Raw genomic sequence first — 25,669 nt, 5'->3', positions numbered from 1 at the left:
AAATCCATCTGATACAAGCATATAATGAAAATTGAGGATATGCAGGGTCGAAACGTTAAAACTGCCGTTACACTTCAAACCCTGCAAAGATAATGCGGATACAATTAGCGATTTCGCGTTAGCTGATCACGAAGGTTTGGTGGCGTTCCTTTAATGGTTAACGTATCAGTTTCAGGGTCGTAAAACACTCGTTCTCCCAGAAGGAGGCTATCGAAATTAATGGTTAGTCCACCACCAGCACCAACGAACTTAGTCAGTTTTCTCACGGTAGAGCGGTCTCCCGGAAAACTCTCTTCTAACTCGTACCCTTGCTCTTGTGTGTAGTCTAAAAAGCTCGTGCCATCTTGTGATGGAGGTAACTCTCCAGACAACTCTCTCACCTGAACTTCTTCTCCAGATTTGATCTGTTCATTACAGTAGTCAAACACTTGCTTCTTATACTCATTAACTTCTGATTTTTCTAATTTCGCATCAGAGCAAAAATCTTCAACTGCTTGCATCAATACTTGGTTTTGTTGTTTGGTATCCAAACCCACTTCTGCCTGAAGAAAATCGAGGAAAAAGTCTGCAACTTTACGGCCAACTCTCCCTTTAATGTAGGTAAGATAGCGGTTTGACTCTTTATCATTCTCGTAACTGGACAGGTCAATACGAGCAGCAATATCCATCTTGCTCAAATCCAAGTAATCAGTCGCACTAATTTCAAGTCCTTCAGTGACTTTAAGGCTTTGGTTTGAAGGAATAATGCCCACAAACAAGTAATCAGTGGCTAATGCCTGATATTCAGCAAAAACCAAAATACCTTCGTCTGCAAAGGGATATTTAGATAACTCATCTTTCAAGCGATTAGCGCTCATTTGTGAGAAACCATAAAAATCTTGATTGCCTTGGCGAAGTTCTTGCAACCAGTTTTGAAAATCGCTGTCAGACTGGAAAGAACCAAAGCCTTTACCAGCCTTTGAGTTGAAAACGCGATGCAGCTCAGCAACTAGATTTTCAGTTGACGTATCATTGCTTAAAGATTCCGCACGGAAGTTAACCATCAACTCGTCTGAATCATTTTTGCGAAGCTGATGAAGAATAACGTTTGATAAGTGAAGGCTCATGATGAAAATTATCGTCGTTCTAGGTTTCAGTTGTCAGGCATTGTAGGTTATCATAGGCCGCTTTACTATCATCATTAGAGTCTTTATGCCGATTACATCTAAATACAGCGACGAAAAAGTTGAGTCGATCCTGACTGAAATTGCAGCCGTTCTTGAAAAGCATGGCGCAGGTCCAGATCTTTCGCTGATGATCGCAGGTAATATCGCTACCAACGTTTTAAACCAAAACGTAGCGGCCTCTCAACGCAAGGCGATTGCTGAAAAATTTGCACAGGCTTTGATTTCTTCTATCGAAGAAAACATCCACTAAATTTAAAACCGGATAACAGAACAATACATGGTAGATAACGGAAACACATACGGAGAACGCGTATCCCGTTTAGTTGGTTGGGGGCACTGGTTTGCCTTCTTTAATATTATCGCAGCGATGCTGATCGGTACCCGTTATATCACGCAATCACCTTGGCCTGAAATGCTGCTTGGACAGTTTTATCTCGCGCTATCTTGGGTCGGGCATTTTGGGTTTCTGGTTTTTGCACTTTACCTGTTAGTTCTGTTCCCGCTTACCTTCTTAATACCGTCACGCAAGCTCTTTCGCTTGGTGGCGGTATGTTTTGCCACCGTTGGTTTAACCCTATTACTCATTGACACTCAAGCTTATCAAACCATAAATCTGCACTTAACACCTGTGGTATGGGAAGTATTATTCAATGATGAAACCAGCACGGTAAGTGCCGATCTTCAGCACCTATTTGTCGTACTTCCGCTGATCTTCTTATTGCAGCTCGCGCTATCCGAATGGGTATGGCGCAAACAACGCAAACTTTCACACAAGCACGTTGGCCGTCCTATCGCTGCTATTTTCTTTGTTAGCTTTATTACCAGCCATCTGATTTACGTTTGGGCCGATGCGTACTTTTACAATCCAATCACGGCGCAAAAAGCTAACTTCCCACTTTCTTATCCGATGACTGCCAAATCGTTTATGGAGCGTCATGGTTTACTTGATCGCGATGAATATCTCAAGCGCCTACAAGAAAGTGAAAGTAACGTTGATTTAGTCAGCTACCCTCTCGAAAAGATTGAGTTTGACCGTCGTGCAAACCCACTCAATGTTTTAGTGGTCAGTGTGAATAACCTACGTGCGGATTCTCTAACTGAAGAAACGATGCCAAACACTTTTGGCTTCGCTAACAATAATCAAAACTTCGTTAACCATTACAGCTCTAGTAACGACAGTTTTGGCGCGTTTGGACTCTTCTACGGCCTGCCAAGCAGCTACGCGAGTAGCATCAAAGCGCAAGCATCTAAGCCAGTGTTAATTGATACCTTAGAAAAACAAGACTATCAGTTTGGTTTGTTTAGTGGCGACAACTTTGAAGAAAGTCTCTATGCAGAAACCGTGTTCCGCGGTATGAAGTTTACTGGTATTGCATTCACTGATGTACAAACACCAGACGAGCAAGCGATTGAAGCATGGGCGGAATGGGCTCAAGACGCCAACAAACCGTGGTTTGGTTTTATTGAGCTAACAACGCTTGATAACTTTAGCCAGTATGCCAAAGGAACAGGGTCTACTACCGATAAGCTTATCGCTGGTTATCAAGCCTCTGCACAAAGTGCAGATAAAGAGCTCGAAGTCTTATTCGATAAAATCGCTCAGCTTGAATTAAGCGAAAACACCGTGATCATCATTACCTCTAATCACGGTACTGAATTCAATGAAACGAAGACAAACAGCTGGGGCTCAAATACCAACTACAGTCGCTATCAACTACAAGTACCGATGATTATCCATTGGCCAGGAAAAGTTGCCGCGACTTACAGCCACCGTACAAGTCACTTAGATTTTTCTGTCACCTTGTTGCAAGATTTGTTGGGCGTCTCTTCAAACCCGAATGACTTTAGTAGCGGACGCAACCTATTTGATGAACGCAGTCGCAAATGGATCTTGGCAGGTGATTCTCGTGAACTGGCTCTGATCACCAATAAAGACACGACTGTGATTGATAAGTTTGGTAACTACAAACTGTACGACAGCCAATACAAACGCTTAAAAGATGAGAACCCGACGCTGCCAGTATTAATGCAAGGTTTGACTGAACTGCAGAGATTTTATGCGAAAAGCAATTAAATCAGTGCATTAGGTCAATTCAATATTGACCATTACGGGTTTGTTGTTTAGATTAGTCTTCATCGGACTGTAGCGCAGCTTGGTAGCGCACCGTCATGGGGTGTCGGGGGTCGCTGGTTCAAATCCAGTCAGTCCGACCATTACACCTAGAAAAGAGAGCTTTGGCTCTCTTTTTGTCTTTCTATACCTTAGTTTTCATCGCCTAAATTCCTTTTTGTTTTCAATTGTTATTGTTCGGCTTTAAAACGTTTAGGAGTGGTTCCTGCATGCTTCTTAAACGTTAACGTAAATGCTCGCTCTGACTCATAGCCAACCTGCTCCGCAACTTGGTCGATTGATAACAACGACTCTCGCAATAGCTCTTCCGCTTTTTGCATTCTAAGGTTGGTCAAATATTGAAACATTGGCCGTCCAACCAATGCAGCAAAGCGATTTGCAAATGCCGCTCGTGACATACCTACTTGATTTGCAATTATCTCTAGTGTCCAGTTTTTATCGGGCCGATCATGCAGTAATCGCAATGCATGTGAAATGCGCCTATCTGTCAGAGCTTCCAGAAACGGACTTGCTTTCTCTCGACCAAAATTAATTCGGATGAGCTCAATCAGAATAATTTCGGTCAGCTTGTTAACAATAAGCTCTGAGCCCGGTCCCTGTGCCATATATTCCGCACTTAACTGATCAAACGTACTTCTCAACCATACATGCTGTGCTAAATCCTTACTGTGTACGATTGTTACACGCGGAAAGACATCTAAAAGAGGGGTTGTTGCCGTACGAGTAAAGCTGAATGAGCCACATAGTAACAGAGTCGGTTCTTCATGATTCTCACCGTCTACGGGCGACAAACTCGACAAGACATGATCTTGACCTGGCCCGAGAAAAATTAAATCTCCAGTTTTTAACCGTTCGACATCATCACCGACTCTTGCCCAGCAGGCTCCTTTTCGAATCATGTGAAAACTTGCATGCTCCAAGCCATGAAACTCTTTGCGCCAAGGCGCCTCTACTTGACTACAAAAATACACACTGCCAGCAACGCGAATTGCTCGCAAGATATCACTCATGACTTCCATCAGCACCACACCCTGTACGATCAATGTATTAATTAGAGATTATCATGCATAGATAGTATTTCATACAAACGATAAATTACTCCTACACCAACATCACGGAGTAACAGCATGAGCCAAATTATCCTTTACACCAAACACTACTGCCCTCACTGCAAAGCCGCAAAACTCACCTTGAAGAACATGGGGCTAGCCTATCAAGAAATCGACGTAAGTGATTCACCTTCACTCTTTAACGAAATGACCAAACGCAGCCAGCGTAAGACTGTTCCTCAGATCTTTGTTGGCACTCAACATATCGGTGGTAATCAAGACTTGAATGCCAGTATTCACAACGGACACTTTGAACAGGTGTTGGCTCGTGAAGGCGTTAACCGATAACAAATCAGATTATTACGGAGAATTTATTATGAATCATATTCACAGCACACAAGCCAGACAAAGCGATTGGGCTTATTCACTTGACCACTTTGCCAACCAAGCGATTCGTTACTCAATTATTATTGTATTGGCATGGATTGGAGGTATGAAATTTACAGGTTACGAAGCAGGTGCTATTGAAGGTTTAGTTGCATCAAGCCCACTAACTAGCTGGCTTTACCATGCTTTTAGCTTGCAAGGCGCCTCTAACCTGATTGGTTCAGTTGAAGTCGCTACCGCTCTGGCTCTATTACTTGCCCCTTACCACAGAGTATTTGCGCTAGTTGGCGCTGCCAGTGCCGCGATCACTTTCGCTGTAACCACGAGTTTCCTGTTCACGGCACCGGTAACCGAAGCGAGCCTCGGCGGTTTTCCAGCAATATCAGTCGTTCCAGGACAATTCCTATTAAAAGATATTGTGCTACTGTCTGCAGCCTTATCCCTGCTCGCAAAAGCCCTTCTACGCGATAACTAAACTCACTGAACCTAGAGAGCTACGGCCCTCTAGGTTCTAAATATAGAAAAATAACATCAAACCTCTCTCACATTATCATTCGCAAATGACGTTACTTCCTTGTACTACTGACTCTTTTAGTGCTTTCAGACCGCCAATCTAACAAACTGGAGCATAGAAAAGATGGATGCTGGTTACTAAATATCCGGAATGGTTAATGTAGACCTTTATTTATCTAAATGTGCTTACTATTAAAGCAAACAGTAACTTTAGGGGTTTACAAGTGTTTCAAAGCTTTATATTATGCGCCCCACACGGAGAGATGGCTGAGTGGTTGAAAGCACCGGTCTTGAAAACCGGCATACGTTAATAGCGTATCTAGGGTTCAAATCCCTATCTCTCCGCCACATTTGAAAAGCCCGCTAAGCAATTAGCGGGCTTTTTGCATTCAGATGAAAACACCACATCAATATCAAATCCCCCTAAAATTACGACATATTAGACTGTCTTATATTCGATATTGAAATCATCCACACAAACGCTAAAAGAGTCTTTTGTTTTCATTTATCCCTATCTAAGCTAGGTTACAAACCCATATAAAAACACAATAAATTGTATGAAATTTGGTATAACACGCCAGCACTTATTACAGATGAGAAAAATACATGCATGAAGAAATGATTGGCTTAACGCTTGCGGGCCTTGGTGTTCTTGGTCTTGGATGCCAGTGGCTAGCATGGAAGCTAAAACTTCCAGCCATCTTATTGTTATTAATAGCAGGGTTAACCATTGGTCCTTTTACTGGTCTGTTTGAACCTAACACACTTTTTGGTGATCTTTTATTCCCACTCATTTCCTTATCTGTAGCAGTCATTCTATTTGAAGGCAGTCTGACGCTGAACTTCAAAGAAATACGAGAAGTGAACAAAACGGTCCAAAGCATTGTGACACTGGGAGCTCTAGTCACTTGGGTAATTACTAGCTGCGCCACGCATTATATTCTTGGCTTTGATTGGGCCTTAGCTTGGTTATTCGGTAGCATGACCGTGGTAACGGGGCCGACCGTTATTGTGCCGCTACTCAGAACTGTACAACCGAAAGCAAAACTAGCAAATATTCTCCGTTGGGAAGGAATTTTAATTGACCCAATCGGCGCTTTATTCGTCGTGATTGTGTACGAATTTATTGTATCAAGCAGTAAAGTCCACAGTGTTGAAGTCTTTGGTATCATCATTGCTGTAGGCTTAATCCTGGGAGCGCTCGCTGGCCAGTTCATTGCCGTTGTGCTGCGAAGACACATGCTGCCAGAATATCTTCAACCTTTTGCTGTTTTAGCTGTGGTACTGGGTGTATTTGCAGGCTCTAATGCCATCGAATCAGAAGCCGGGCTTTTAGCCGTCACAGTGATGGGAATGTGGCTAGCGAATGCTAAAGACGTCAACATCCAACACATCCTCCACTTTAAAGAGAACCTGACTATTTTACTGATCTCAGGCTTATTTTTATTGCTTGCTTCTCGGATTACATTAGATGACTTCCATGCGCTAGGCTGGGCTGCCGCATTGCTCTTTGTTGTGATTCAATGCATTGCTCGCCCAGCTTCTATCTTTATTTCAACATTCCGCAGCCAACTGAGCTTCAAAGAGAAAGCCTTCCTAGCATGGGTCGCACCTAGAGGTATTGTCGCTGCTGCAATTTCTTCTCTTTTCGCCATTAAACTCACTCAAGCCAATGTCGAAGGAGCCCAACTATTGGTCCCCCTCACCTTCATGGTGATCATCGGCACCGTTGTTCTACAAAGTATTTCCGCAAGACCAATGGCTAAAATGCTCGATGTTGCAGAACCTTCGCCGCGTGGATTTATGATTGTAGGTGCCAACGATGTGGCAAGAACGGTTGGTTTAGCACTGCAAAAATACGATTGTCGAGTTGTGGTGACAGATTCAAACTGGGATTATATCAGCCAAGCGCGCATGTCTGGGCTTGAGACTTACTATGGTAACCCTGTGTCGAGCCATGCCGATGAATACCTTAACTTAATTGGTATCGGTAAAGTCATGGCGATGACACCAGACAAGCATTTAAATGTGATGGCAGGAATGCATTTCCTCAATGAGTTTGGTGAGCAGAGTGTTTACGGGCTGAATGGCAATAAAACAGGGAATGATAAACATATTGCAGCAGAGCAACGCCATGGTCGAACCTTGTTTGCAGAATCTACCAGCTACAAAAAGTTAGCAAGCCTAATTAACCAAGGCGCAGAGATAAAGCACACAAAAATTAGTGATGCATTTAGTTTCGAGGATTATCAAAACCAGTATAAAAATGCACTCTTGCTACCGCTATTTGTTGTTGATGCCCGTAATCAAGTGGCGCTGTTCAGCACAGCCAAACAACCTGAGGTTAACGCTGGATCAACCATTGTCGCTTTGATCAAAGAGAACGAAAGCAAAGACGAGCTTCGTTAGTTAGAAAATCGATTTTCTCTATACGTGTGTTTCATCATCAACCTACAGCTGGTTGACCTTTTCTTGAGCACCTTGGATATAACACCCAAGGTGCTCACTATATTGATTGCTCATCACTTGATTCACAATAAACAGCATGTCAGAAGGGAAAGTACGCAGCCCTGAAAGCTGATTTAAATCGACCCATTCAATACACTGAATGAACTCTTCATCATTCATCCCATTCAAGTTGCTCAGCGTAATCTCCCCCTGATAAGACTCAACGTGATAAAAAAACTCAGCGTTAAATCGCTCTAATGTCGTTTCATGAAACTCACGCACAGCAATAAGCGATCCGACATTAATCTCTAATCCTGTTTCTTCTTTAAATTCTCTTTGTAAACACCCTTTGGTACTAATATCAGTTGCTTTAAACCCACCACCCGGGGGAATCCAATATTCGCCAGAAAAATCTCTGACTTTCAAAAGCAGAATCTTGTTGTTTTCAATCAAAATACCCGCAGCACGAATGCGATGTTGCATATCCACTCTCAATTAAATCCATACAATGTCATTGGTGTATTTATTGATATAAAAACACAGATAGCAAGTTGTTCCAATTGTTTCGCCAGCGTCTAAGATCTTATTCAAGATTACATCTCAATATATAGAATACTCATTAAAAACGTCCGCCTCATCCCCTCTCTAAAAGTCACACTGATATGATCCGCCGCAATACGTAATCGAGTTAGCCAAGAGAGAGTAAACGTGCATTTTAGATATGATATAAATGGTCTCAGAGCCATAGCAGTTATAGCTGTGGTTCTTTTTCATTTTGAACCTAGTTGGATTCCTGGAGGATTTGCTGGCGTTGACGTCTTTTTCGTTATTTCTGGCTTTTTGATGACAGGAATCATCTTTCGCGGACTTCAAAATAATGACTTCTCGATAGCTAAATTTTACGTTGCGCGTGCGAATAGAATCATACCTGCATTGGCTACTCTATGCTTGTTTTTGTTAATTTTTGGTTGGTTTTATCTAACACCAGGAGACTATGAAGTACTCGGGAAACATATTGCGAGCAGTGTTAGCTTCCTATCGAACGTCGTCTACTGGAAAGAAGCCGGATACTTTGCTTCTTCTTCACACGAAAAGTGGCTATTACACACATGGTCTCTGTCTGTCGAGTGGCAGTTTTATATTATTTATCCAATCGTATTAGTACTGCTATCTAAACTAATCTCTTTAAATAATATCAAGCGTCTATTAGTTATTGGTTCAGTCATCAGTTACGGCTTAAGTGTTTATGCAACACATAGATGGCCTGACCCTTCATACTTCTTACTCCCTACTCGCGCATGGGAGATGATGTTAGGTGGTGTTGTTTTTCTTTACCCAATAACCAATTTACAAGATCAGAAAAAACGCTGGATGGAGTGGGCTGGATTAATGCTCATTTTGCTCTCTTACGCTTTGGTTTCATCTGATATTCCATGGCCAGGCCATTTTGCTGCAATTCCAGTATTAGGGGCATTTTTAATCCTTGCTGCCAATAGACAAAATAGTCTAATTACTAACAACATCGTTTTCCAAAAACTAGGTAAATGGTCTTACTCTATTTACCTCTGGCATTGGCCAATCGTAGTTGCTGGCTACTATTTTGGTATCGAAAATTGGTGGGTATATGGACTACCGCTATCAACTTTTTGTGGTTACTTGAGCTTTAAATTTATCGAATCGATCAAATTTCCATCCTTTAGCCAATGGCGTAGCTTATTTAGTGTAAAACCCGTATGGATGGCAGCCTTCATTTTTGCACTTAGCTTACCTATTTTCTTAACTCAAGGTCTTAATATTAAACAGAGATACGCAGCGAACACACCAGAAGCTCAGCTAATTGATAAATACCAAAGATCCAATTATGCCACCGACTTTTTCTATCAAGAAATGAGGCATGAATGTAACTTTTTTGATGGTGTTCATGTCAAACCTGAAGGCATTTCATCTAGCTGTACACAGAGCAGTGATAAACAAGTTGGCCTATTTGTATGGGGAGACTCTCACTCACAAGCACTGGCTCATGGGTTTAGAGAAGAGTTTAACGGAAACAACTTCTATCAAGTGGCAAGTTCTGGCTGTCAACCATCGTTGGAATCGGATAATCGTACGATGGGAGAAGCAAAGTTAGCGTGTGATCGCTCAAATAAAAAAGCGCATGAGGCAGTTATCCAATTAAACCCTAAAGTCATTCTATTTGCTCAACGAAACGAACATGATAAGAATGACTATCTAGAAATTATTCGCCAACTTCGTCAGGAAGGTGTTACCTCCAAATTTGTGTTAGTAGGCCCTGTACCACAATGGCAACCTTCACTACCAAGGACTATAGCTAAACGCCACATGGACCTGAATGAAACTAAATTCAACGATATTGGTTTTGAAAAAGATTTATTGAGAGTCGACGACTACCTTGAAAAACAATATAAAAACAGTGAATTAGACTACATTTCTATCCTCAATCAGCTTTGTGATGAAAACGGTTGTTTGGCAAAAGTCGACCAACAAAATACGCCATTGGTGTGGGACTATGGGCACCTTTCCTATAAAGGGTCTGAATATGTTGTAGACAACATCATCTATCCAAGAATAAAACAGTATCTCTAACGCTAAAGCCCACTACCATTTGTAGTGGGCTTTTTTCTTAGCTGAAACACGGCTTTAATCAACTGCATATGGAGCGGGACCAACGCTCTGTGATCACTGCGATACCCTCCCCCGACAACACAAGCAATAGGTATTTCTTTCATCTTGGCAAGATTCAACATAAATTCATCACGAATGTAGATCCCCTGCTGTGATACGTTGAAATAACCTAATTCGTCATCAATATGAATATCTACGCCAGCATCATAAATGATGAGATCAGGTTGGTGGATATTCACTGCCATTTCAACCACAGAACGAAAGTGCGGTAAATATTCATCATCGGTAACAGCTTTTGGCAAAGCAATATCGAGATCAGAGTTCGGCTTTCTTGCCGGAAAGTTTTTTTCACAGTGGAAAGATAAAGTCACAATGTCATCATTGTCTGCGCACAACGTCGCAGTCCCATCACCATGATGAACATCACTATCGACAATCAAGACCTTATCGACGCCATCTATGCCCAATGCATGATTTGCCGCTAAAACCAAGTCGTTAAATAAACAAAACCCACTGCCAAAATCATAATGTGCATGGTGGTAGCCACCACTTAGGTGAATTGCAATCCCACGTTCTACAGCTAGCTCTGCTGTTAAACAGGTTCCACCTGATGAGAGCAGTGTTCGCTCAATCAAACATTCACTCCACGGAAAACCAATTCGACGCATTTTTGCCGCGGGAAGTAACCCTAAACTCAGAGCATCGACGTACTTAGAACAATGCGTTTTAGATACCGTATCGATTGTCAGTGGCAAAGGCTCAACAAAAGAGAAAGTATGACACCAAGCAGGGTTGTCTTTACTCACCAAACAAATTTCGTCGTACAACAGTCGGTACTTGTTTATTGGATATCGATGCCCTTGAGGTAACGGCAGTTGAGAATAAATGGGGTGGTAAATTAATGGGATCATGAAAAAGTATTGCACATCTCAGTTATACGCATGTTATCAGCTTGCTAAACGATAGCAATTATGATTTATTGCTAACAATTATCATTTACACAACCGTATTATTATGACTCCTTCTCGGTTTTTTCTAATTTTAGGTGTGTTAACCGGTAGCTTAGCCGCTATCGGCCTGTTTTCGACCATGCTTATCTCTTCTTGGCTGATGATTGACCTTGTAATCTTGAATTAAGACAATAACGAAAATTTCAAAAAGCGGAACTAGACCATGAGTACTGTCTTTATCACCGGAGCAAACCGAGGTATCGGCTTTAGCCTTGCCAAAATCTATCTAGAAAAAGGTTGGCAAGTTCATGCAACTTATCGAAGTAACACTCATGCTAACGAGCTGTTGAGCCTCATTGATCAGTACCCTAAACTACATTGCCATCAACTCGATATTACCAATTATAAAGAGGTAACAAAGCTTTCATCGCAGCTTCCTCAAATCGATTTATTGATTAACAACGCAGGATACTATGGTCCAAAAGGGTACGGTTTTGGTCATACCAATGTCGATGAATGGAGAAAAGTATTCGAAATCAACACCATTGCACCACTCAAACTGGTGGAGTCCTTCTGTGAAAATATGCGAAATAGTCAGATAAAGAAGATTGCTTGTTTGTCTTCAAAAGTCGGTAGCATGACCGAGAATACTTCTGGTGGGGGCTATATTTATCGCTCTTCAAAAGCGGCTTTAAACTCTGTGGTTAAGAGCTTAAGTAATGATCTTACACCTCAGGGCTTCACGGTTTTAGCTCTTCACCCTGGCTGGGTACAAACTGAGATGGGTGGACCAAATGCATTAATCGATACTGAAACGTCTGCGAGCGGTTTAATAAAAGTCATAGATAACGCGACAATCCAACACTCCGGTGAATTCTTAAATTATGAAGGCCAGACGATTCCTTGGTAGTCTCAAGCTTGCCTCGTTAATGTGTCGTAATTTCGGTACTTTCTGCTGATATAACGTTAACTTGATTGAAATTAGAACATTTTGTTGCAAATTGGATCATGCACATTATCTAGTTACATAAGGAGAACAATAATGTCCGCAGATAAAGATCTCGTTAATTTCAGCGAAGAACACGAGCTAAACTACTGCCTGAGAACAGCAGAAAAACGTCAAACTCAAGCAAACCGTGATGCATTAATTGAGCTAGGTAAAAAAGTGAAAGAGAAGCTGGATAAACGCGTTCTTTCACCACAAGAAGTGATTGCTGCCATCAAAGAAAATTCGGCTGACTTCGAATAATGATGTTAAGCCAGCCAATTATTTGGCTGGCTCAAACCCAAACTACTTCTTTGAACTTCCTTTTCTCGCATAAGTCCGTTTTTTCTTTTTGAATGCAGGCCGTTCTACTTTGGGCAGGTATCGCAATGATTCAGGTACGGGGCTTGTTTTGACTTGTTGCATCAAAGTCGTGATTCTTTCATGAAGCGCTTGCATAAATGGCTGATACGCGTGGTTTCTCTCAGCCATGCCTTGAAGTTGGTGCTCCCAATGTGCTGTCATATCAGGATACGTCGACTCTACTGGCAAAGCATGAATTAATCCGCGCCCGGCTTCGCTACTCAAAATACTTTTCCCTTGTCGCTTCAGTAACTGGCGCTTAAACAAGGTATCCAGAATACCAGCTCGTGTCGCTTCTGTGCCCAAGCCATCTGTTTCTCGGAGGATCTTTTTCAGCTCTTTATCTGCAACAAAACGAGCGATCCCCGTCATCGCTTGTAATAATGTCGCCTCAGTAAAATGCTTTGGTGGTTCTGTTTTTCGGTCTTTAATTTCACCTTCACGGCACGTTAATACTGTGCCTTCAGCAAGAGGAGGAACGGTGTCAACACCAGTATCTTCGTCATCCACCTTTCCCATCAGTTCTTTCCATCCCGCCGACACTAGTTGTCGCCCTTTAGCAATGAATGTACCGCCAGCAATATCAAACACTAACTTAGCTTCAGCATAAACCGCAGGCGGATAGAACTGCATTAAATACTGCCTAGCGATCTGTTGATAGATTTTCATCTCATTGCCAGATAAGCCATTCATCGCCGCTTTTTTTGGAGTCGGAATGATCGCATGGTGCGCGTCCACTTTTTTGTCGTTCCAAGCTTTCGATTTAAGCGTTAAATTCGCACCATTAACTGCACCACTCAGCTCTTTCGCGTTATTGTTAATGGCATCACACACACTTGCCGCTTGGCTATAATGCTCTAATGGCAAATAGCGACAATCTGAGCGTGGGTAAGTGATCAATTTGTGTTTTTCATACAATGCCTGACATGTATCCAATACTTGTTGGGCACTCATGCCAAAACGTTTAGCAGCATCAATTTGCAACGCCGAGAGGGAATAAGGTAACGGCGCAGACTGTTTTGTTTGTTTTTGCTCTGACTCCACTACTTTCGCAGGTTGGTTGGCAATTCGACTAGCAACATTTTCCACCAGTTTTCGATTGAGTATCCGCCCTTCTTCATCTTGCCAAGGCTTACACGCCTCGCTTGGTTTCCATCGTGCGCGAATGTCAAAAGATGAACTTCCGTCTTGATAAGGGATCAGCGCATGAATTGTGAAATAATCTTTGGGGATAAAATTTTCTATTTCTTCATCACGACGAACCACCAGCCCCAGAACCGGTGTTTGGACTCGTCCAACCGACAGCACGCCTTGATAACCCGCTTTTTGCCCAAGTAAGGTATAGGCACGAGACATATTCATACCATACAGCCAATCAGCACGAGAGCGTGCTAATGCCGAAACGGAGAGTGGAATAAAATCACGATTGCTGCGCATTTGCGTTAGCGCACGTTTTACCGCAGGTAGGTTAAGATCGCTGATCAGGAGCCTTTGGGTGGCTTCTTTTTTGGTTTTACTGACTTTGCAATAATCCAACACCTCATCAACCAGCAATTGTCCTTCTCGGTCAGGGTCTCCCGCATGAATGATTTGCGAACTCTCTTTTAAGAGCTTGCGAACCACGGTGAGCTGCTTACTGGCGGATTTTCTCGGACGAAGCTGCCACTGTTCTGGAACAATAGGCAAGTCAGCCATATTCCACTTTTTGTATCTCTCGTCATAAGCGTCTGGTTCAACTTGTTCTAGCAAGTGACCAATGCACCAAGTAACCACATCACCGTTACCACAACGTATGAATCCTTGATCGTTTTTCTTTGGCCCAGAAAGTGCAGCAGCAATCGCGCGGCCAAGGCTTGGTTTTTCGGCAATAAACAGACGAGACATAAACAAGTGGTTATACAGATACAATAAGGGCCACATTATCGAATGTGGCCCTTAGAAATCAAGAAAAACTGTAAATTTAAACAGTATTATTCTTCATCAGATGCTGTGCGAGCTGCCGCTTCTTTGATTAATGGTTGAAGCTCACCTTTTTGGAACATTTCGATGATGATGTCACAACCACCAATTAGCTCACCTTCAACCCATAGTTGTGGGAAAGTAGGCCATTGTGCGTATGCCGGTAGCTCTGCACGAATATCCGGGTTTTGAAGAATATCAACGTAAGCAAATTTTTCGCCACATGCCATTAGGGCTTGCGCCGCTTGAGAAGAGAAACCGCAGCTAGGAAGTTTTGGTGAACCTTTCATGTACAAAAGGATCGAGTTCTCTGCGATTTGCTGTTTGATTTTATCAATAGTTTCCATTGCTTCCTCTTAATGGAGTTACTGCAAGTATCCCGACATATTAAACCATTCAGCAAAAATAAAAAAACTTAGATTCTGTATGGTTTTATGCCATAAAGAAATTTCATATATAAAATTACATTTCTATCTTTTAATAAAGTAAAAACTTGCTAAACTGTAGCGCAAGTCAGTCAAATTGACAGTGCTGGGCCAGAAAGCCGAGCATCAAATAATAACATTTGGAAGCAATCGGAAAGAGTCCAACTCTTTCATACATAATGGAGAATCGAGCAATGGCATTTGAACTACCAGCTCTTCCTTACGCGAAAGACGCGCTAGAACCACACATCTCAGCTGAAACTCTAGATTTCCACCACGGTAAGCACCACAACACTTACGTTGTGAAGCTAAATGGCCTGATCCCTGGCACTGAGTTCGAAGGCAAAACACTAGAAGAAATCATCAAAACTTCGACTGGTGGTGTATTCAACAACGCAGCTCAAATTTGGAACCACACGTTCTACTGGCACTGCCTAGCACCAAATGCAGGTGGTGAACCAACAGGCGCAGTTGCAGACGCAATCAACGCAGCATTCGGTTCTTTCGAAGAGTTCAAAGCGAAGTTCACTGATTCTGCAATCAACAACTTCGGTTCTTCATGGACTTGGCTAGTTAAGAAGGCGGACGGTTCTCTAGACATCGTGAACACTTCTAACGCAGCAACGCCACTAACAGAAGAAGGTACTACTCCACTTCTAACTGTTGACCTTTGGGAACACGCTTACTACATCGACTTCCGTAACGTTCGTCCAGACTACATGAATGCTTTCTGGGCACTTGTTAACTGGGACTTCGTTGCAGAAAACCTAGCGAAATAATTCCCTCTCCTTTAGGATTTGGATTTAGTCGATTAAAAAGCCAGCACTTAGCTGGCTTTTCTCTTTTCTATCGGGTATTTAATCTCAAGTTCCTCATCACTGTGTCGATACATAGGCATCAAGCGAGGAAACATGCAAACTCAGATTCATACTCTAGATAAAGCCAGCATCATTAGCGAACTTCAGTTCGGTAACGGTATCAACCATGCCGTGCACGAAGGACGCCGTGCTGATTTTTCTCTGATTATGTCGATGTTTTCTGATGACGTTCGTGATAACACCCCCGTCGAATTAGTTGATGAGCAGGAAACTACTGAGCAGCTGTTACGAAAACGTTTCGAGCTACAACCACCACAGCAACTCCGTTCAGATCAACAGTCATACCCAGTTTCCGCTAAGCAAGCTGAACTGTTTCACAACAGCGGTTTACCCGGCGCAAAACTTCACCATTATTTGGCACCTGAAGTACTCGCATACATGCCAGAAGAAACGTTTAATCTCCCTGAAGAAGTTTATCACAACCTATCTGGCCACCAACGTCGCCACCTAGCAGAGAAAGAGCCCCGCACTGTTATTCCCGCAGATTTATACAATCAACTAGTGAGCGCACAACGTAGCTTCCATATTCAAGCTCAGGCCTGATATTCGTCTCATTTCTTCATACTTATTCAATTGCAAATCGAGTTTATGTGAATAAGTGCAAATAATTGCATTAATTCGCAGTTCATGCACAAGTTATTTGAGCTTATTCACACCTAAAACACAGCTATTCAACCATGATATGTGGACATATTGAGGACAGGGAAGAAACGCGAGAGGATGCTATGGACATAAAAAAAGCCGTAATATTAATAACTTCCGCTGGTTCACTGTTAGGAGGCACTCTCGCGATGCATTTTGCTTCACTCGGAGCCAAAGTCATCCTATGTGATAAAAGCTCAAGCCAACTAAAAATGAATTTTAAACACTGCCGAAGTGTCTCTGAAGAGGTATATCAATACGCCATCAAAGATTATTCGTTGCAATCGATTCATCAGTTGTTCGAATTTATCGATCGAGAATTGCAGCATTCACCGGACGTACTGATCAACAGTCTCACCGCAAATCCGATGCCGCGAATTCTTGATCACAACACTGAATCCGCCTTAGCCTTTACCCTAAAACTTTCGAATATGGCCAGCACTCTGTTCACCTTTGGTCAGGCAACAGCTGAAAGGATGCGATTGGAGAAAAAGCAAGGTGTAATAGTGAATGTGATCTCCCATGAGGATTATCACGATCTTTCAGGGTTTGATAACGCAACATCAATGGTTGCAGGCTTTACTCAAAGCTGGGCTAAGGAACTCACTCCTTTCAACATTCGTGTTGGTGGCGTGATCCCTTCCCTTAACTTGCAAGATGAAGAGGTTAAGTGGGCAGAAATTCAAGATGAACTGATCCGTAATACAGAGTACATCGTTTCCAATGACTATTTTAGCGGCCGGGTGATGGCCGCATAAATCACGAAATCAGATTTTAGAGGCGACGAAGCAATGACATTGATGCCTCTTCAATTAAATCGAGCACTAATTCAAATCCCTGATCTCCACCATAATATGGGTCAGGGATTTCTTCATAATCTGACGCGGCATGAGAAAGAAACAGAGATAACTTGTGTTGCAAGTGTGATGGGCAATCTGCTTTAAGATCGTCTAAGTTGGCACGATCTGCCGCTAAAATAAAATCAAACTCTTCAAAATCCTGTGGAACAACTTGCCTTGAACGAATTCCTTTAAAAGAATACCCCCTTAGCTCACCAGCAGCTTTAGAACGCGGATCAGGTGGATTGCCTGCGTGATAACCGATGGTTCCAGCCGAATCGATTTCTACATCGATACCGAGTTCTTTCGCTTTTGCACGTAACACAGCCTCGCCTGTCGGTGAGCGGCAAATATTGCCCATGCATACCACCAAAATAGATACTTTTTTCTTTCCTTTCATTTGAGTCAATCCATATTTAAACGCATAGCGAAATCAAAGGTGCCATATGCTCTCGCATTAAAATTAGTCCGTTGAATTTTATTTTGGAGCGCTATTTTATACTAAAACTTCATTGTATAAGCAGCCGCTAAAAGCCTACATCACTCTCAGTAAATGCAAGATGTAAACCTCATCCTTTGGGCTTAAAATCTCTGATTTACTTGTATGCTACAAGTTCGCAGTAATGTCCTCTGTACTTACAGCTTTCGACACGTTCCACATTTTTAAAGCCAGCTTGTTTTAACATATCAATAAATACATCTTCCTGAATCAGGTGGGAATATTTTGTAAATTGGTATACATCACCAGCAATTGAAATGTTCACATCCCACTTGCGCTTCATCATTTCTTCATCATGGGTAATCTTTTCTTTTACATGAACAGGAATACAATTAATGGTCTTCTCTTCGTGCTCAATCACAAGAGGATCATCGAAATTGAAGTGTTTATCTGAAGGAATATCGATATATAAACACCCTCCATTTTTAATCGCTTTATATATCCCATTGATCGCCTTTTTAACACTATTTAGATCACTAACACTTTGATGCGATTCCCACATATCTGAGTATACGATTGAGTTTCCTCGACACAACACCAAATCAAAGGACTCTGGTAGCTTATAGCCCAACTCATCCCATTGAATTTTCAATGGACTCGTTTGAACATCATCTATCAATGCGTTTTCACTAAATCTGCGTAACATATCTTTGCATGCATCTGAGCACACAATGTTGTAGCCAGTTCTTATTAAATCGATGACTCCAAACCCAGTGCCCACTGAACAGTCTAAGACACTACCAAAACGATACGGCTTGATGATTGACTCTAATGAATCGACAAGCGTATCTCTACAAGTGACGGCATCTAAGTAATAGTCAATTTGAGCGGGAAATGACAAAGGCTTCATACAGTAACTCCTAGCTCTTCAGATTTCAGCGCACTATCAACCCAAGATTTCAACTTATCTCTGTCTATTTTACTGTTATGCCTTTTGTCAGTTGGTAACAATGTCGGATAGTACATAATATTCGATAGCTCATAGCCTAAGCCAACAAGCTTATTTATGATTAATTCTGGTTCAAATAGGCCTTGCTCAGATTTTGGTATTACTACCGTAATTTGTTGTTCGTTATTCCAAATCACAGCACAAGAACTAATTCCACTGTGCAAATTGATAAATTGCTCGATTGCATCTGGGCAAAAATAGCCATTCTTGGTAGCAATGGCATACTTTTTACGAGTCATAAACCAGACCACTCCATTGTCATCAACGTAACCAAGGTCCCCCATTTTATGCCAAATATCCGGGCTTTCAGGAATTTGTACCTTTGTCAGTTTCGTTAAATCGGGTCTCCTAAAGTATTCGCTTGTTACCCGCTCTCCCGTCACAATTATTTCGCCAATTGTATTGGTACTAAGAGGTCGAGCCACAGGCGATTCACAATCTGCTGATATTATTCTCATTTGAATACCATCGCATACAGTGCCCAATGGAATGCCTTCACCTAACGCAGTTTTACTCCGCGATAAAGCCCTAAAATCACGATAATGGATCAAGGTGAGCGGTAACAGTGCTTCCGTGCTCGCGTATGGTATATATATATCCCCTTGAGTTAGTAGCGCATTCAACTTGCTCAACATGTTCAAACTCAATGATGCCCCAGCGGTAGAGATGATTTTTATGAAGTCTATACAGGCAGACTTGTTCTCTAGGTGCTCAATGACGCGCTCCCAAAAAGCTGGTGAAGCAAAGATATAATCGCATCCATACTGTTCCATTTGACTTAAGATGCTACCAACGGGCATTAGGTTAGGTTGAAGGGAGTTTGTCTCAGGAATGATGGCCTTTCTACCGTTGTATATGGTCGCTAACGCCAAATATGGAAAGAGCACAAATTCTGTCTCGATTATCGAATGAAATCGATTTAACTCTTGAGCCTGTGATTTCAATTGTCCAATGGTCCACGGCACACCCTTAGGACGCCCTGTTGTTCCTGTAGTGTATAGCAATAAACATACTGCTGAATCAGAAACTATCGCTTCAGAGTAAAGAGCTGGTTCAGTAGTTAATAATTCCTTTAATGAACACGTGGTAAAGCCATCAATTTTGTTATCGCTCAGCCACAATACGGGCTTTAATTCATCAACACACTCTACTAGCTGACTCTTTTCTTGAGTAACATCCACTAGGCTTGGAATTGCTCCGATCATAAAACAACCATATAAAACAGCGTAATAATCCGGTGACGCGGCCAATGACATGATTATATGGTCTTCTTTACGCACGCCTAATGCCCACAAGCGGCCAGCCACTTCTCTACTCGCTGCTAATAATTCAGAAGCTGTGATTGTGTTACCTGAGGCTCCCTCTACAAGAACAATGGCATTGGTTTCCGTGGAACGAAGTGCAAGAGATTCAATAAACGGGTTCATATATTACCTATACATTAAATTTAGCTGTGAACCTTATACTCACTTGCACACATATTCTGCTTGTTATTTTTAGACCTTGTACGTACCTAAAAGAAAAGAGGAATTAATACTTTAATGAATTACAAAATAGCTTATAGAGCGAAATAGTCAGCATTTTAAAATACCAAGAGTATTCATCTGCCATTAGTGATGAATACAGATACGGAGCACCATATGAAAATCAAAATAGTATTTGATTTGGTTTTTACTACTAATACAACGAGATCACTAATTCGTGGCAAATAACAGAACAAAGTTAAACATGCTTTTGGCTAACGATGCACTACAGAGCTATCCATACCATCACTAGGTTTCTCATCTTTTATCCCTGATTAATCGAAGGTTTTTGGCCCTGCTGACTTCGGTTATCATAAAGCTAGCTATTCTAAGATAAAAAGGATTTACCGTGACAGAACAACAGAATAAAGATGAAAGGCATAAGGCTAGGCAGCAGAAAGTCAAAGAGAAAGTTGACGAGAAAATTGCAGCAGCTCAGGAAGAAAAAGGCCTACTTTTAGTCATTACTGGCAATGGCAAAGGTAAATCAACCTCTGGGTTTGGTACTGTTGCTCGCGCTGTTGGTCACGGGCTTAAATGCTCTGTCGCTCAGTTTATCAAGGGGACATGGGATAACGGTGAACGCAACTTACTTGAGAAACTAGGCGTTGAGTTCCAAGTGATGGCGACTGGGTTTACGTGGGAAACACAAAACCGCGATGCCGACACTGAAGCTGCACAGAAAGTCTGGCAGGAATGTAAACGCATGCTTCAAGATGAGTCAATCGATGTGGTTTTGTTTGATGAGCTGACCTACATGGTGAGCTACGACTATATTGATCTTGATGAAGTGGTTAATGCCCTCAATGCACGTCCTAAGATGCAATCAGTCGTGATTACTGGCCGAGCGGCTCATCGCACACTAATCGAAATGGCCGACACGGTTTCTGAAGTGCGCAATGTCAAACATGCTTTTGAATCCGGCGTTAAAGCCTTAAAGGGTGTTGATTGGTAAAACTCGGCTTCAACAAGCAATAAAAAAGCTGGCTCTCGCGCCAGCTTTTTTTAGTTTCATTCAAACGAACAAGACTTAGGCTAGTTAAATAAACCCTTGATTAAGCTATTTACGGCTTCTTTCGTCTTCTCATCTTTGATCTTTTCACCCAATTTTTCATCGAGCTTTTTAAGACCACGATCAATCTCTTTTTCTGCTTTTTGTTTTAACACATCATCCAAGACTAATTTGAACTTCGGCTCTGCCCACTGACCAGACACATTGATTGGGATGGTAATGTCACGTAATTCATCAATATCTTTACCTCCCTGCCCTTCTAGAGAGCCAACAATCGAGGTACTGATAGTGAAATCAACCGTTTCATTGATGTAGTTGGCGCTGCCCTTACCTCGAATACGCAGTAGAGGCGATTGCATGTTCAGGTTGTCTGTCGAGACGTTCCCTTTATTCAGTTTCAACGTCGCTGTCATTGCACTGAAATCGGTTTTCTGAACACCTTGTTTATCATCCAGCGACTTGCCTTTGATCTTGGCGTAGTTTTCACGAATCATCTGCGCAACGTTGATACCATGCACTGCTCCATCTGCGAAATTAATCGCAATCGTTCCTACTAGGTTTTTCTTAATACCCGTTGGCGTTAAGCTGCGGCCTTGAACATCAACATCAATGTTACCAGTACCTTCCAGCTTGTCGTTGTCAACCACATCTTTGAGTAGTGGCAAAACCTGCACACCTTTGATGCGTTTTTTGGCTGTGTAAGACGCAGGAGACTTACGTGCATCAAGTCTGGCATTCGCGCTGATTGAACCTTGATATAAGTTAGAGGTAAATGACTTCAGCTCTGCAATACCACGATTAACCGAGAAGCTAGCCTTCACATTTTGCATCTTCGCGTTATTCGCTTTGAACTTATCGATGGTGATATCACCCATAACATCTAACGTTTTCAATGCAGAAAGGTCTGGTTCAACTTCTTGAGCTGGTTTTTTAGGTGATGTTTGAACGGTTTTAGACTCACCTGATTCAGAGTTCGCTTCAGTTGCTTTACTTTCTTGCGCTTGACCTAAACTTAGGAATTCATCCAAATCAATATTCGGACTGTGCAGTGAAAAGCGAACCTTTGGAATCTCTGCCAGTGTAATATCAGCTTTACCATCCAGTGCAATTGCGTTTGCTGTCAGTTTTTCTAACACAAAACTCAAATGGCTTTTGTTCAAATCAAACGTAAGATCTGACGCCATATCCACCTTCATTGGCGACTGAGGTAGAGTATCACCGACCAATTGCCCATCCAGTGTTAATGTATTAATTGCAACTTTAGAGATTGCTTTATCAACGTTCAGTTTCGCCGCACCTTTGATATCAATATCTAAGCCCGACGCCTGACCTTTCACGGCATAGCTTAATGAATTAGCTTTATCGAACTCGAAGGTATCCAGCGTAATGGCCGCACTATCAATTCGAGTTGTGGGATCAGCAAAGGTGGTGTCCAATTCGATATTACGCAAAGCGTATTCCTGCATCCCTTTTGCCAATTTAAACTCGGCTTGACCGGAAGCAGTGAATGTTTGTTGATTGTTGTTACCTTTGACTGAAAATTCCGCCTTCGTCCACTGACCAAAAGCAAATTCAGACAGAGACAAAGAAACATTTTCCAGCTTAGTAAAGCTACCAGCCTGCTTGTCTTGCAGTTCAAGCAGTGCATTACTTGCCGTGATACCTGCAAGGTTAATTGTCCAATCGGAAGCCGCTGAAGCACCGCCTTCTGATTGCGGACTTGCAGCAGCTTCAGCTTGGGTTTCAGTAGCAGGCTCTGGTTGCGTAGATTGAGCTTGAGTTAAGACATCAATATTTCGACGCCCATCTTTCAATGTTTCAAGGTAAAACTCTGCGCCGTTTAGTGTCACGTTACCGATTTCCAACGCTTTACTCAGCAATGGAGTAACAGAAACATCAATTCCAACCGAGTCGACTTTGAATAGATTTGGTTGGCTGAACCCTTGCGGATTCTTCAGTTCGGTTTTACCAAGCTCAAAACCAATCGACGGGAAGAATTGCCAACTGATATCGCCTTCAATGACAAGATCGAGCCCGGTTTGTTTTTTCGCTTGTTCAACAATCAGCGGTTTAAATTGATTTGGGTTAACAAGCAAGACCAGTGCAAGCAGAGCAGCAATAATTGCAACTACTGGCACGGCAATGAAAAGGAATAATTTCTTCATTTCGCATTATCCTTGCTGAATATGGAACCTATTAATTAAAGTAGCGCCCCAAAAAAAGAAAGTGGCACTTAAAGTGCCACTTATCTATGAAAAAATAAAGTTTTGCGGTCTTAATATAAATTAAGCTTTCAGAAGTTTTGCAATGTGAGCTTTTAGTACATCAATCGCAATACGGTTTTTGCCACCACGAGGAACAATGATGTCTGCATACTGTTTAGACGGCTCAATAAATTGCATAAACATTGGGCGAACCGTTTCTTGATACTGTTTCAGAACTGACTCCATGGTGCGGCCACGCTCTTCTACGTCGCGTTTCACACGGCGAAGCAGACAAATATCCAGCGGTGTATCCATAAATACAGTCGCATGCATCAAATCGCGAAGACGAGGATCGGTTAGAAGAAGAATACCTTCTAGGATGATCACTTTTTTCGGTGTCATCGTCGAAGTGGTCTCTATGCGGGTGTGCTCAGAATAACTGTATTCAGGAACCTCAACAGCTTTGCCTTTCGCCAATTGTTCTAGGTGCTGACAAAGCAAATCATGGTCTAGTGCGCTCGGGTGATCGTAGTTGGTTTTTACACGCTCTTCCATGCTCAGGTGGCTTTGATCGTTGTAGTAGCAATCTTCCTTAATCACACCGATTTGGTGATCGCCTACTTTTGCGCGGAGTTCGTTATAGATAGTACTCGCGATAAGGCTTTTTCCAGAAGCTGACGCGCCAGCAATACCGACGATGATACATTGATTATTATCAGACATTATTCTTGCACCCGATGATTAAGAATGGTGGTGGCTAAGGGTTTGCAGGCGCAAAACATTGGCCTAATAGTTCTGAGCAAACCCCAAATAAACCGCCTGATTATAGGGAGTTCATCCCACAGATACCAGCCGCAATCAGATTAAAATGCCACGTTTTTTATAATTGGAATAACCAAACAAAATGCAAACGTTTTCGTTGCATAAAACGTTATTGCACCATGGTAAATAAAATCGATTCTGGTTTCGCTTTTCCTTGCCAATAGAGCCGGCTGCACACATTCTGAGCCAATTCGAGATACTGTTTCGCATGCTCAGATTCCGGTCTCGATGCCACCGTTGGTTTACCGCAATCAATATCTTCACGCATGGCAATATGCAATGGAATTTGTGCAAGTAAGGATAAACCATAATCTGCGGCCATTTTTTCAGCGCCGCCAGCCCCAAAAATGTGCTCTTTTTCGCCGCAATGACTGCATATATGATAGCTCATATTTTCGACCACTCCGACAACTGGCACATCCACTTTGGCAAACATCGCCGCTCCTTTACGTGCATCCGCCAACGCTAGATCTTGCGGTGTTGTTACAATGACCGCTCCCGTCACTGGAATTTGCTGAGCAAGAGTCAGTTGGATATCTCCCGTTCCTGGCGGCATATCAATAACTAGATAGTCCAGTCCGGGCCAATCCGTTTCGTTGATCAGCTGTGATAGCGCCTTTGATGCCATTGGACCACGCCAAATAGCCGCTTCATCTTTAGAAACCAGATAGCCAATAGAATGCGTATAGATCCCATGAGCCTCAACTGGCTGCATCCACTTATTATCGCGAACCTCTGGAGTGGCTTGAGTTTGCCCCATCATTAGCGGGACAGAAGGTCCATAGATATCGGCATCCAACAGCCCAACTTTTGCCCCCGATGCAGCAATCGCTAACGCTAAATTCACTGACGTCGTTGACTTACCAACACCACCTTTTGCCGAAGTGACTGCAATGATGTTTTTTACCCCTTTAACCGTCGTTGCAACATGGCTTTCTAACGCTTTAGGCAATACTGAAATTTGAAAGGAGAACGGAGCAACCTCCCCTTTTTGCTGGGCGACTTCAATCCATGTGGATAAAACTTGCACTAATGTATTTGCTGCAAAAGGGAGTTCAATCTTAAATTGATTGGCTTCCACCGAAATAATATTCGCAACCGATGCCCACTCCGGTGCTAAATTTGGGTGCTCGAATTGATTTAACCAATCACAAAAATCTTGCTTTGAATTGAATTGACGCATAGGTCCTCCTTATGCACCTAATCGTAACACTCCACCTAGGGATACTGAACCCTGAAAAAACTAAGGTAATCCTTACTTTGACACCTTGGAGTCACTGGT

Annotated in this window: 24 protein-coding genes and 2 tRNA genes; 14 read left to right on the top strand and 12 right to left on the bottom strand. The window is 42.3% G+C overall.

Translation table 11 applies throughout. The features are described from left to right. Nucleotides 1-104: 104 nt before the first annotated feature. Entirely contained in the window at nucleotides 105-1,106 is a 1,002-nt protein-coding gene (yejK, locus tag ACQEXU_RS16695; RefSeq protein WP_367986980.1) for a nucleoid-associated protein YejK, read from the bottom strand. A gap of 85 nt (nucleotides 1,107-1,191) precedes the next feature. Here yejK and ACQEXU_RS16690 point away from each other — a divergent pair, with 85 nt between their 5' ends. The 3 genes from ACQEXU_RS16690 (at nucleotide 1,192) to ACQEXU_RS16680 (ending at nucleotide 3,380) form a co-directional block, all read left to right on the top strand. After that, nucleotides 1,192-1,416 carry a YejL family protein gene (locus ACQEXU_RS16690; RefSeq protein WP_367986981.1) on the top strand — a complete coding sequence of 75 codons (225 nt, stop codon included), beginning with the start codon at nucleotides 1,192-1,194 and terminating at the stop codon, nucleotides 1,414-1,416. 27 nt (nucleotides 1,417-1,443) lie between these two features. Next, nucleotides 1,444-3,240 (top strand): DUF3413 domain-containing protein, encoded by a 1,797-nt coding sequence (locus ACQEXU_RS16685; RefSeq protein WP_427011668.1) that lies wholly within the window; start codon nucleotides 1,444-1,446, stop codon nucleotides 3,238-3,240. 63 nt (nucleotides 3,241-3,303) lie between these two features. Further along, a tRNA-Pro gene (locus ACQEXU_RS16680) sits at nucleotides 3,304-3,380 on the top strand. An 87-nt stretch (nucleotides 3,381-3,467) separates the two neighbouring features. On the opposite strand, the gene ACQEXU_RS16675 is transcribed toward ACQEXU_RS16680, so the two are convergent. Next, entirely contained in the window at nucleotides 3,468-4,316 is an 849-nt protein-coding gene (locus tag ACQEXU_RS16675; protein WP_427011667.1) for an AraC family transcriptional regulator, read from the bottom strand. A gap of 108 nt (nucleotides 4,317-4,424) precedes the next feature. On the opposite strand from ACQEXU_RS16675, the gene grxC reads away from it, so the two are divergent. The 4 genes from grxC (at nucleotide 4,425) to ACQEXU_RS16655 (ending at nucleotide 7,655) form a co-directional block, all read left to right on the top strand. Further along, nucleotides 4,425-4,694, top strand: coding sequence for a glutaredoxin 3 (gene grxC, locus ACQEXU_RS16670; protein ID WP_427011666.1), 270 nt, complete (start codon nucleotides 4,425-4,427; stop codon nucleotides 4,692-4,694). Between the two features lie 28 nt (nucleotides 4,695-4,722). Then, entirely contained in the window at nucleotides 4,723-5,208 is a 486-nt protein-coding gene (locus ACQEXU_RS16665; protein ID WP_427011665.1) for a YkgB family protein, read from the top strand. Nucleotides 5,209-5,503: 295 nt separating this feature from the next. Further along, nucleotides 5,504-5,594, top strand: a tRNA-Ser gene (locus ACQEXU_RS16660). 258 nt (nucleotides 5,595-5,852) lie between these two features. After that, the gene (locus ACQEXU_RS16655; protein ID WP_427011664.1) at nucleotides 5,853-7,655 is read left to right on the top strand and encodes a cation:proton antiporter; all 1,803 of its coding nucleotides are present in this window, start codon (nucleotides 5,853-5,855) and stop codon (nucleotides 7,653-7,655) included. Between the two features lie 42 nt (nucleotides 7,656-7,697). On the opposite strand, the gene ACQEXU_RS16650 is transcribed toward ACQEXU_RS16655, so the two are convergent. After that, a complete protein-coding gene (locus ACQEXU_RS16650) occupies nucleotides 7,698-8,177 on the bottom strand; it encodes an NUDIX domain-containing protein (protein WP_427011663.1) in 480 nt (159 codons plus the stop codon). Between the two features lie 225 nt (nucleotides 8,178-8,402). Between ACQEXU_RS16650 and ACQEXU_RS16645 the strand changes: the two genes are divergently transcribed. Then, on the top strand, nucleotides 8,403-10,298 hold the full coding sequence (locus ACQEXU_RS16645) for an acyltransferase family protein (protein WP_427011662.1): 1,896 nt from the start codon (nucleotides 8,403-8,405) through the stop codon (nucleotides 10,296-10,298). 2 nt (nucleotides 10,299-10,300) lie between these two features. On the opposite strand, the gene ACQEXU_RS16640 is transcribed toward ACQEXU_RS16645, so the two are convergent. Next, nucleotides 10,301-11,248 carry a histone deacetylase family protein gene (locus ACQEXU_RS16640; protein ID WP_427011661.1) on the bottom strand — a complete coding sequence of 316 codons (948 nt, stop codon included), beginning with the start codon at nucleotides 11,246-11,248 and terminating at the stop codon, nucleotides 10,301-10,303. A gap of 262 nt (nucleotides 11,249-11,510) precedes the next feature. Between ACQEXU_RS16640 and ACQEXU_RS16635 the strand changes: the two genes are divergently transcribed. Then, complete coding sequence (locus ACQEXU_RS16635; protein WP_427011660.1) at nucleotides 11,511-12,197, top strand: SDR family oxidoreductase; 687 nt, start codon at nucleotides 11,511-11,513, stop codon at nucleotides 12,195-12,197. Nucleotides 12,198-12,329: 132 nt separating this feature from the next. Continuing rightward, nucleotides 12,330-12,536 (top strand): hypothetical protein, encoded by a 207-nt coding sequence (locus ACQEXU_RS16630; protein WP_367986989.1) that lies wholly within the window; start codon nucleotides 12,330-12,332, stop codon nucleotides 12,534-12,536. 42 nt (nucleotides 12,537-12,578) lie between these two features. Here ACQEXU_RS16630 and ACQEXU_RS16625 read toward each other — a convergent pair whose 3' ends face one another. Together ACQEXU_RS16625 and ACQEXU_RS16620 are read right to left on the bottom strand one after the other, a co-directional pair. Next, on the bottom strand, nucleotides 12,579-14,519 hold the full coding sequence (locus ACQEXU_RS16625) for a DNA topoisomerase III (RefSeq protein WP_427011659.1): 1,941 nt from the start codon (nucleotides 14,517-14,519) through the stop codon (nucleotides 12,579-12,581). A gap of 86 nt (nucleotides 14,520-14,605) precedes the next feature. Beyond that, nucleotides 14,606-14,941: a Grx4 family monothiol glutaredoxin gene (locus ACQEXU_RS16620; RefSeq protein WP_367986991.1), complete on the bottom strand. Its 336-nt coding sequence runs from the start codon at nucleotides 14,939-14,941 to the stop codon at nucleotides 14,606-14,608. Nucleotides 14,942-15,213: 272 nt separating this feature from the next. On the opposite strand from ACQEXU_RS16620, the gene sodB reads away from it, so the two are divergent. The 3 genes from sodB to ACQEXU_RS16605 all read left to right on the top strand — a co-directional run bounded on the left by sodB (nucleotide 15,214) and on the right by ACQEXU_RS16605 (nucleotide 17,297). After that, nucleotides 15,214-15,798 carry a superoxide dismutase [Fe] gene (sodB, locus tag ACQEXU_RS16615; protein ID WP_427011658.1) on the top strand — a complete coding sequence of 195 codons (585 nt, stop codon included), beginning with the start codon at nucleotides 15,214-15,216 and terminating at the stop codon, nucleotides 15,796-15,798. 132 nt (nucleotides 15,799-15,930) lie between these two features. Next, nucleotides 15,931-16,440 carry a VC2046/SO_2500 family protein gene (locus tag ACQEXU_RS16610; protein WP_367986993.1) on the top strand — a complete coding sequence of 170 codons (510 nt, stop codon included), beginning with the start codon at nucleotides 15,931-15,933 and terminating at the stop codon, nucleotides 16,438-16,440. A 182-nt stretch (nucleotides 16,441-16,622) separates the two neighbouring features. Beyond that, a complete protein-coding gene (locus ACQEXU_RS16605) occupies nucleotides 16,623-17,297 on the top strand; it encodes an SDR family oxidoreductase (protein WP_427011657.1) in 675 nt (224 codons plus the stop codon). Between the two features lie 16 nt (nucleotides 17,298-17,313). Here ACQEXU_RS16605 and ACQEXU_RS16600 read toward each other — a convergent pair whose 3' ends face one another. The 3 genes from ACQEXU_RS16600 to ACQEXU_RS16590 all read right to left on the bottom strand — a co-directional run bounded on the left by ACQEXU_RS16600 (nucleotide 17,314) and on the right by ACQEXU_RS16590 (nucleotide 20,253). Next, a complete protein-coding gene (locus ACQEXU_RS16600) occupies nucleotides 17,314-17,778 on the bottom strand; it encodes a low molecular weight protein-tyrosine-phosphatase (RefSeq protein ID WP_427011656.1) in 465 nt (154 codons plus the stop codon). 196 nt (nucleotides 17,779-17,974) lie between these two features. Next, a complete protein-coding gene (locus ACQEXU_RS16595; protein ID WP_427011655.1) occupies nucleotides 17,975-18,727 on the bottom strand; it encodes a class I SAM-dependent methyltransferase in 753 nt (250 codons plus the stop codon). After that, nucleotides 18,724-20,253: an AMP-binding protein gene (locus ACQEXU_RS16590; protein WP_427011654.1), complete on the bottom strand. Its 1,530-nt coding sequence runs from the start codon at nucleotides 20,251-20,253 to the stop codon at nucleotides 18,724-18,726. The genes ACQEXU_RS16595 and ACQEXU_RS16590 overlap by 4 nt, the downstream gene beginning before the upstream one ends. Before the next feature lie 445 nt (nucleotides 20,254-20,698). Here ACQEXU_RS16590 and cobO point away from each other — a divergent pair, with 445 nt between their 5' ends. Then, entirely contained in the window at nucleotides 20,699-21,304 is a 606-nt protein-coding gene (cobO, locus tag ACQEXU_RS16585) for a cob(I)yrinic acid a,c-diamide adenosyltransferase (protein ID WP_367986997.1), read from the top strand. A gap of 80 nt (nucleotides 21,305-21,384) precedes the next feature. On the opposite strand, the gene ACQEXU_RS16580 is transcribed toward cobO, so the two are convergent. From ACQEXU_RS16580 to apbC, 3 genes are all read right to left on the bottom strand, one after another. Then, a complete protein-coding gene (locus ACQEXU_RS16580) occupies nucleotides 21,385-23,526 on the bottom strand; it encodes an AsmA family protein (protein ID WP_427011653.1) in 2,142 nt (713 codons plus the stop codon). Between the two features lie 120 nt (nucleotides 23,527-23,646). Then, entirely contained in the window at nucleotides 23,647-24,288 is a 642-nt protein-coding gene (gene udk / locus ACQEXU_RS16575) for a uridine kinase (protein WP_427011652.1), read from the bottom strand. A gap of 208 nt (nucleotides 24,289-24,496) precedes the next feature. Further along, the gene (apbC, locus tag ACQEXU_RS16570) at nucleotides 24,497-25,570 is read right to left on the bottom strand and encodes an iron-sulfur cluster carrier protein ApbC (RefSeq protein ID WP_427011651.1); all 1,074 of its coding nucleotides are present in this window, start codon (nucleotides 25,568-25,570) and stop codon (nucleotides 24,497-24,499) included. Nucleotides 25,571-25,669 lie beyond the last annotated feature (99 nt).

The sequence above is a fragment of the Vibrio sp. TRT 21S02 genome (assembly GCF_050113675.1).
Classification (GTDB): domain Bacteria; phylum Pseudomonadota; class Gammaproteobacteria; order Enterobacterales; family Vibrionaceae; genus Vibrio.
This window is presented reverse-complemented; position numbering and strand designations above follow the sequence as displayed.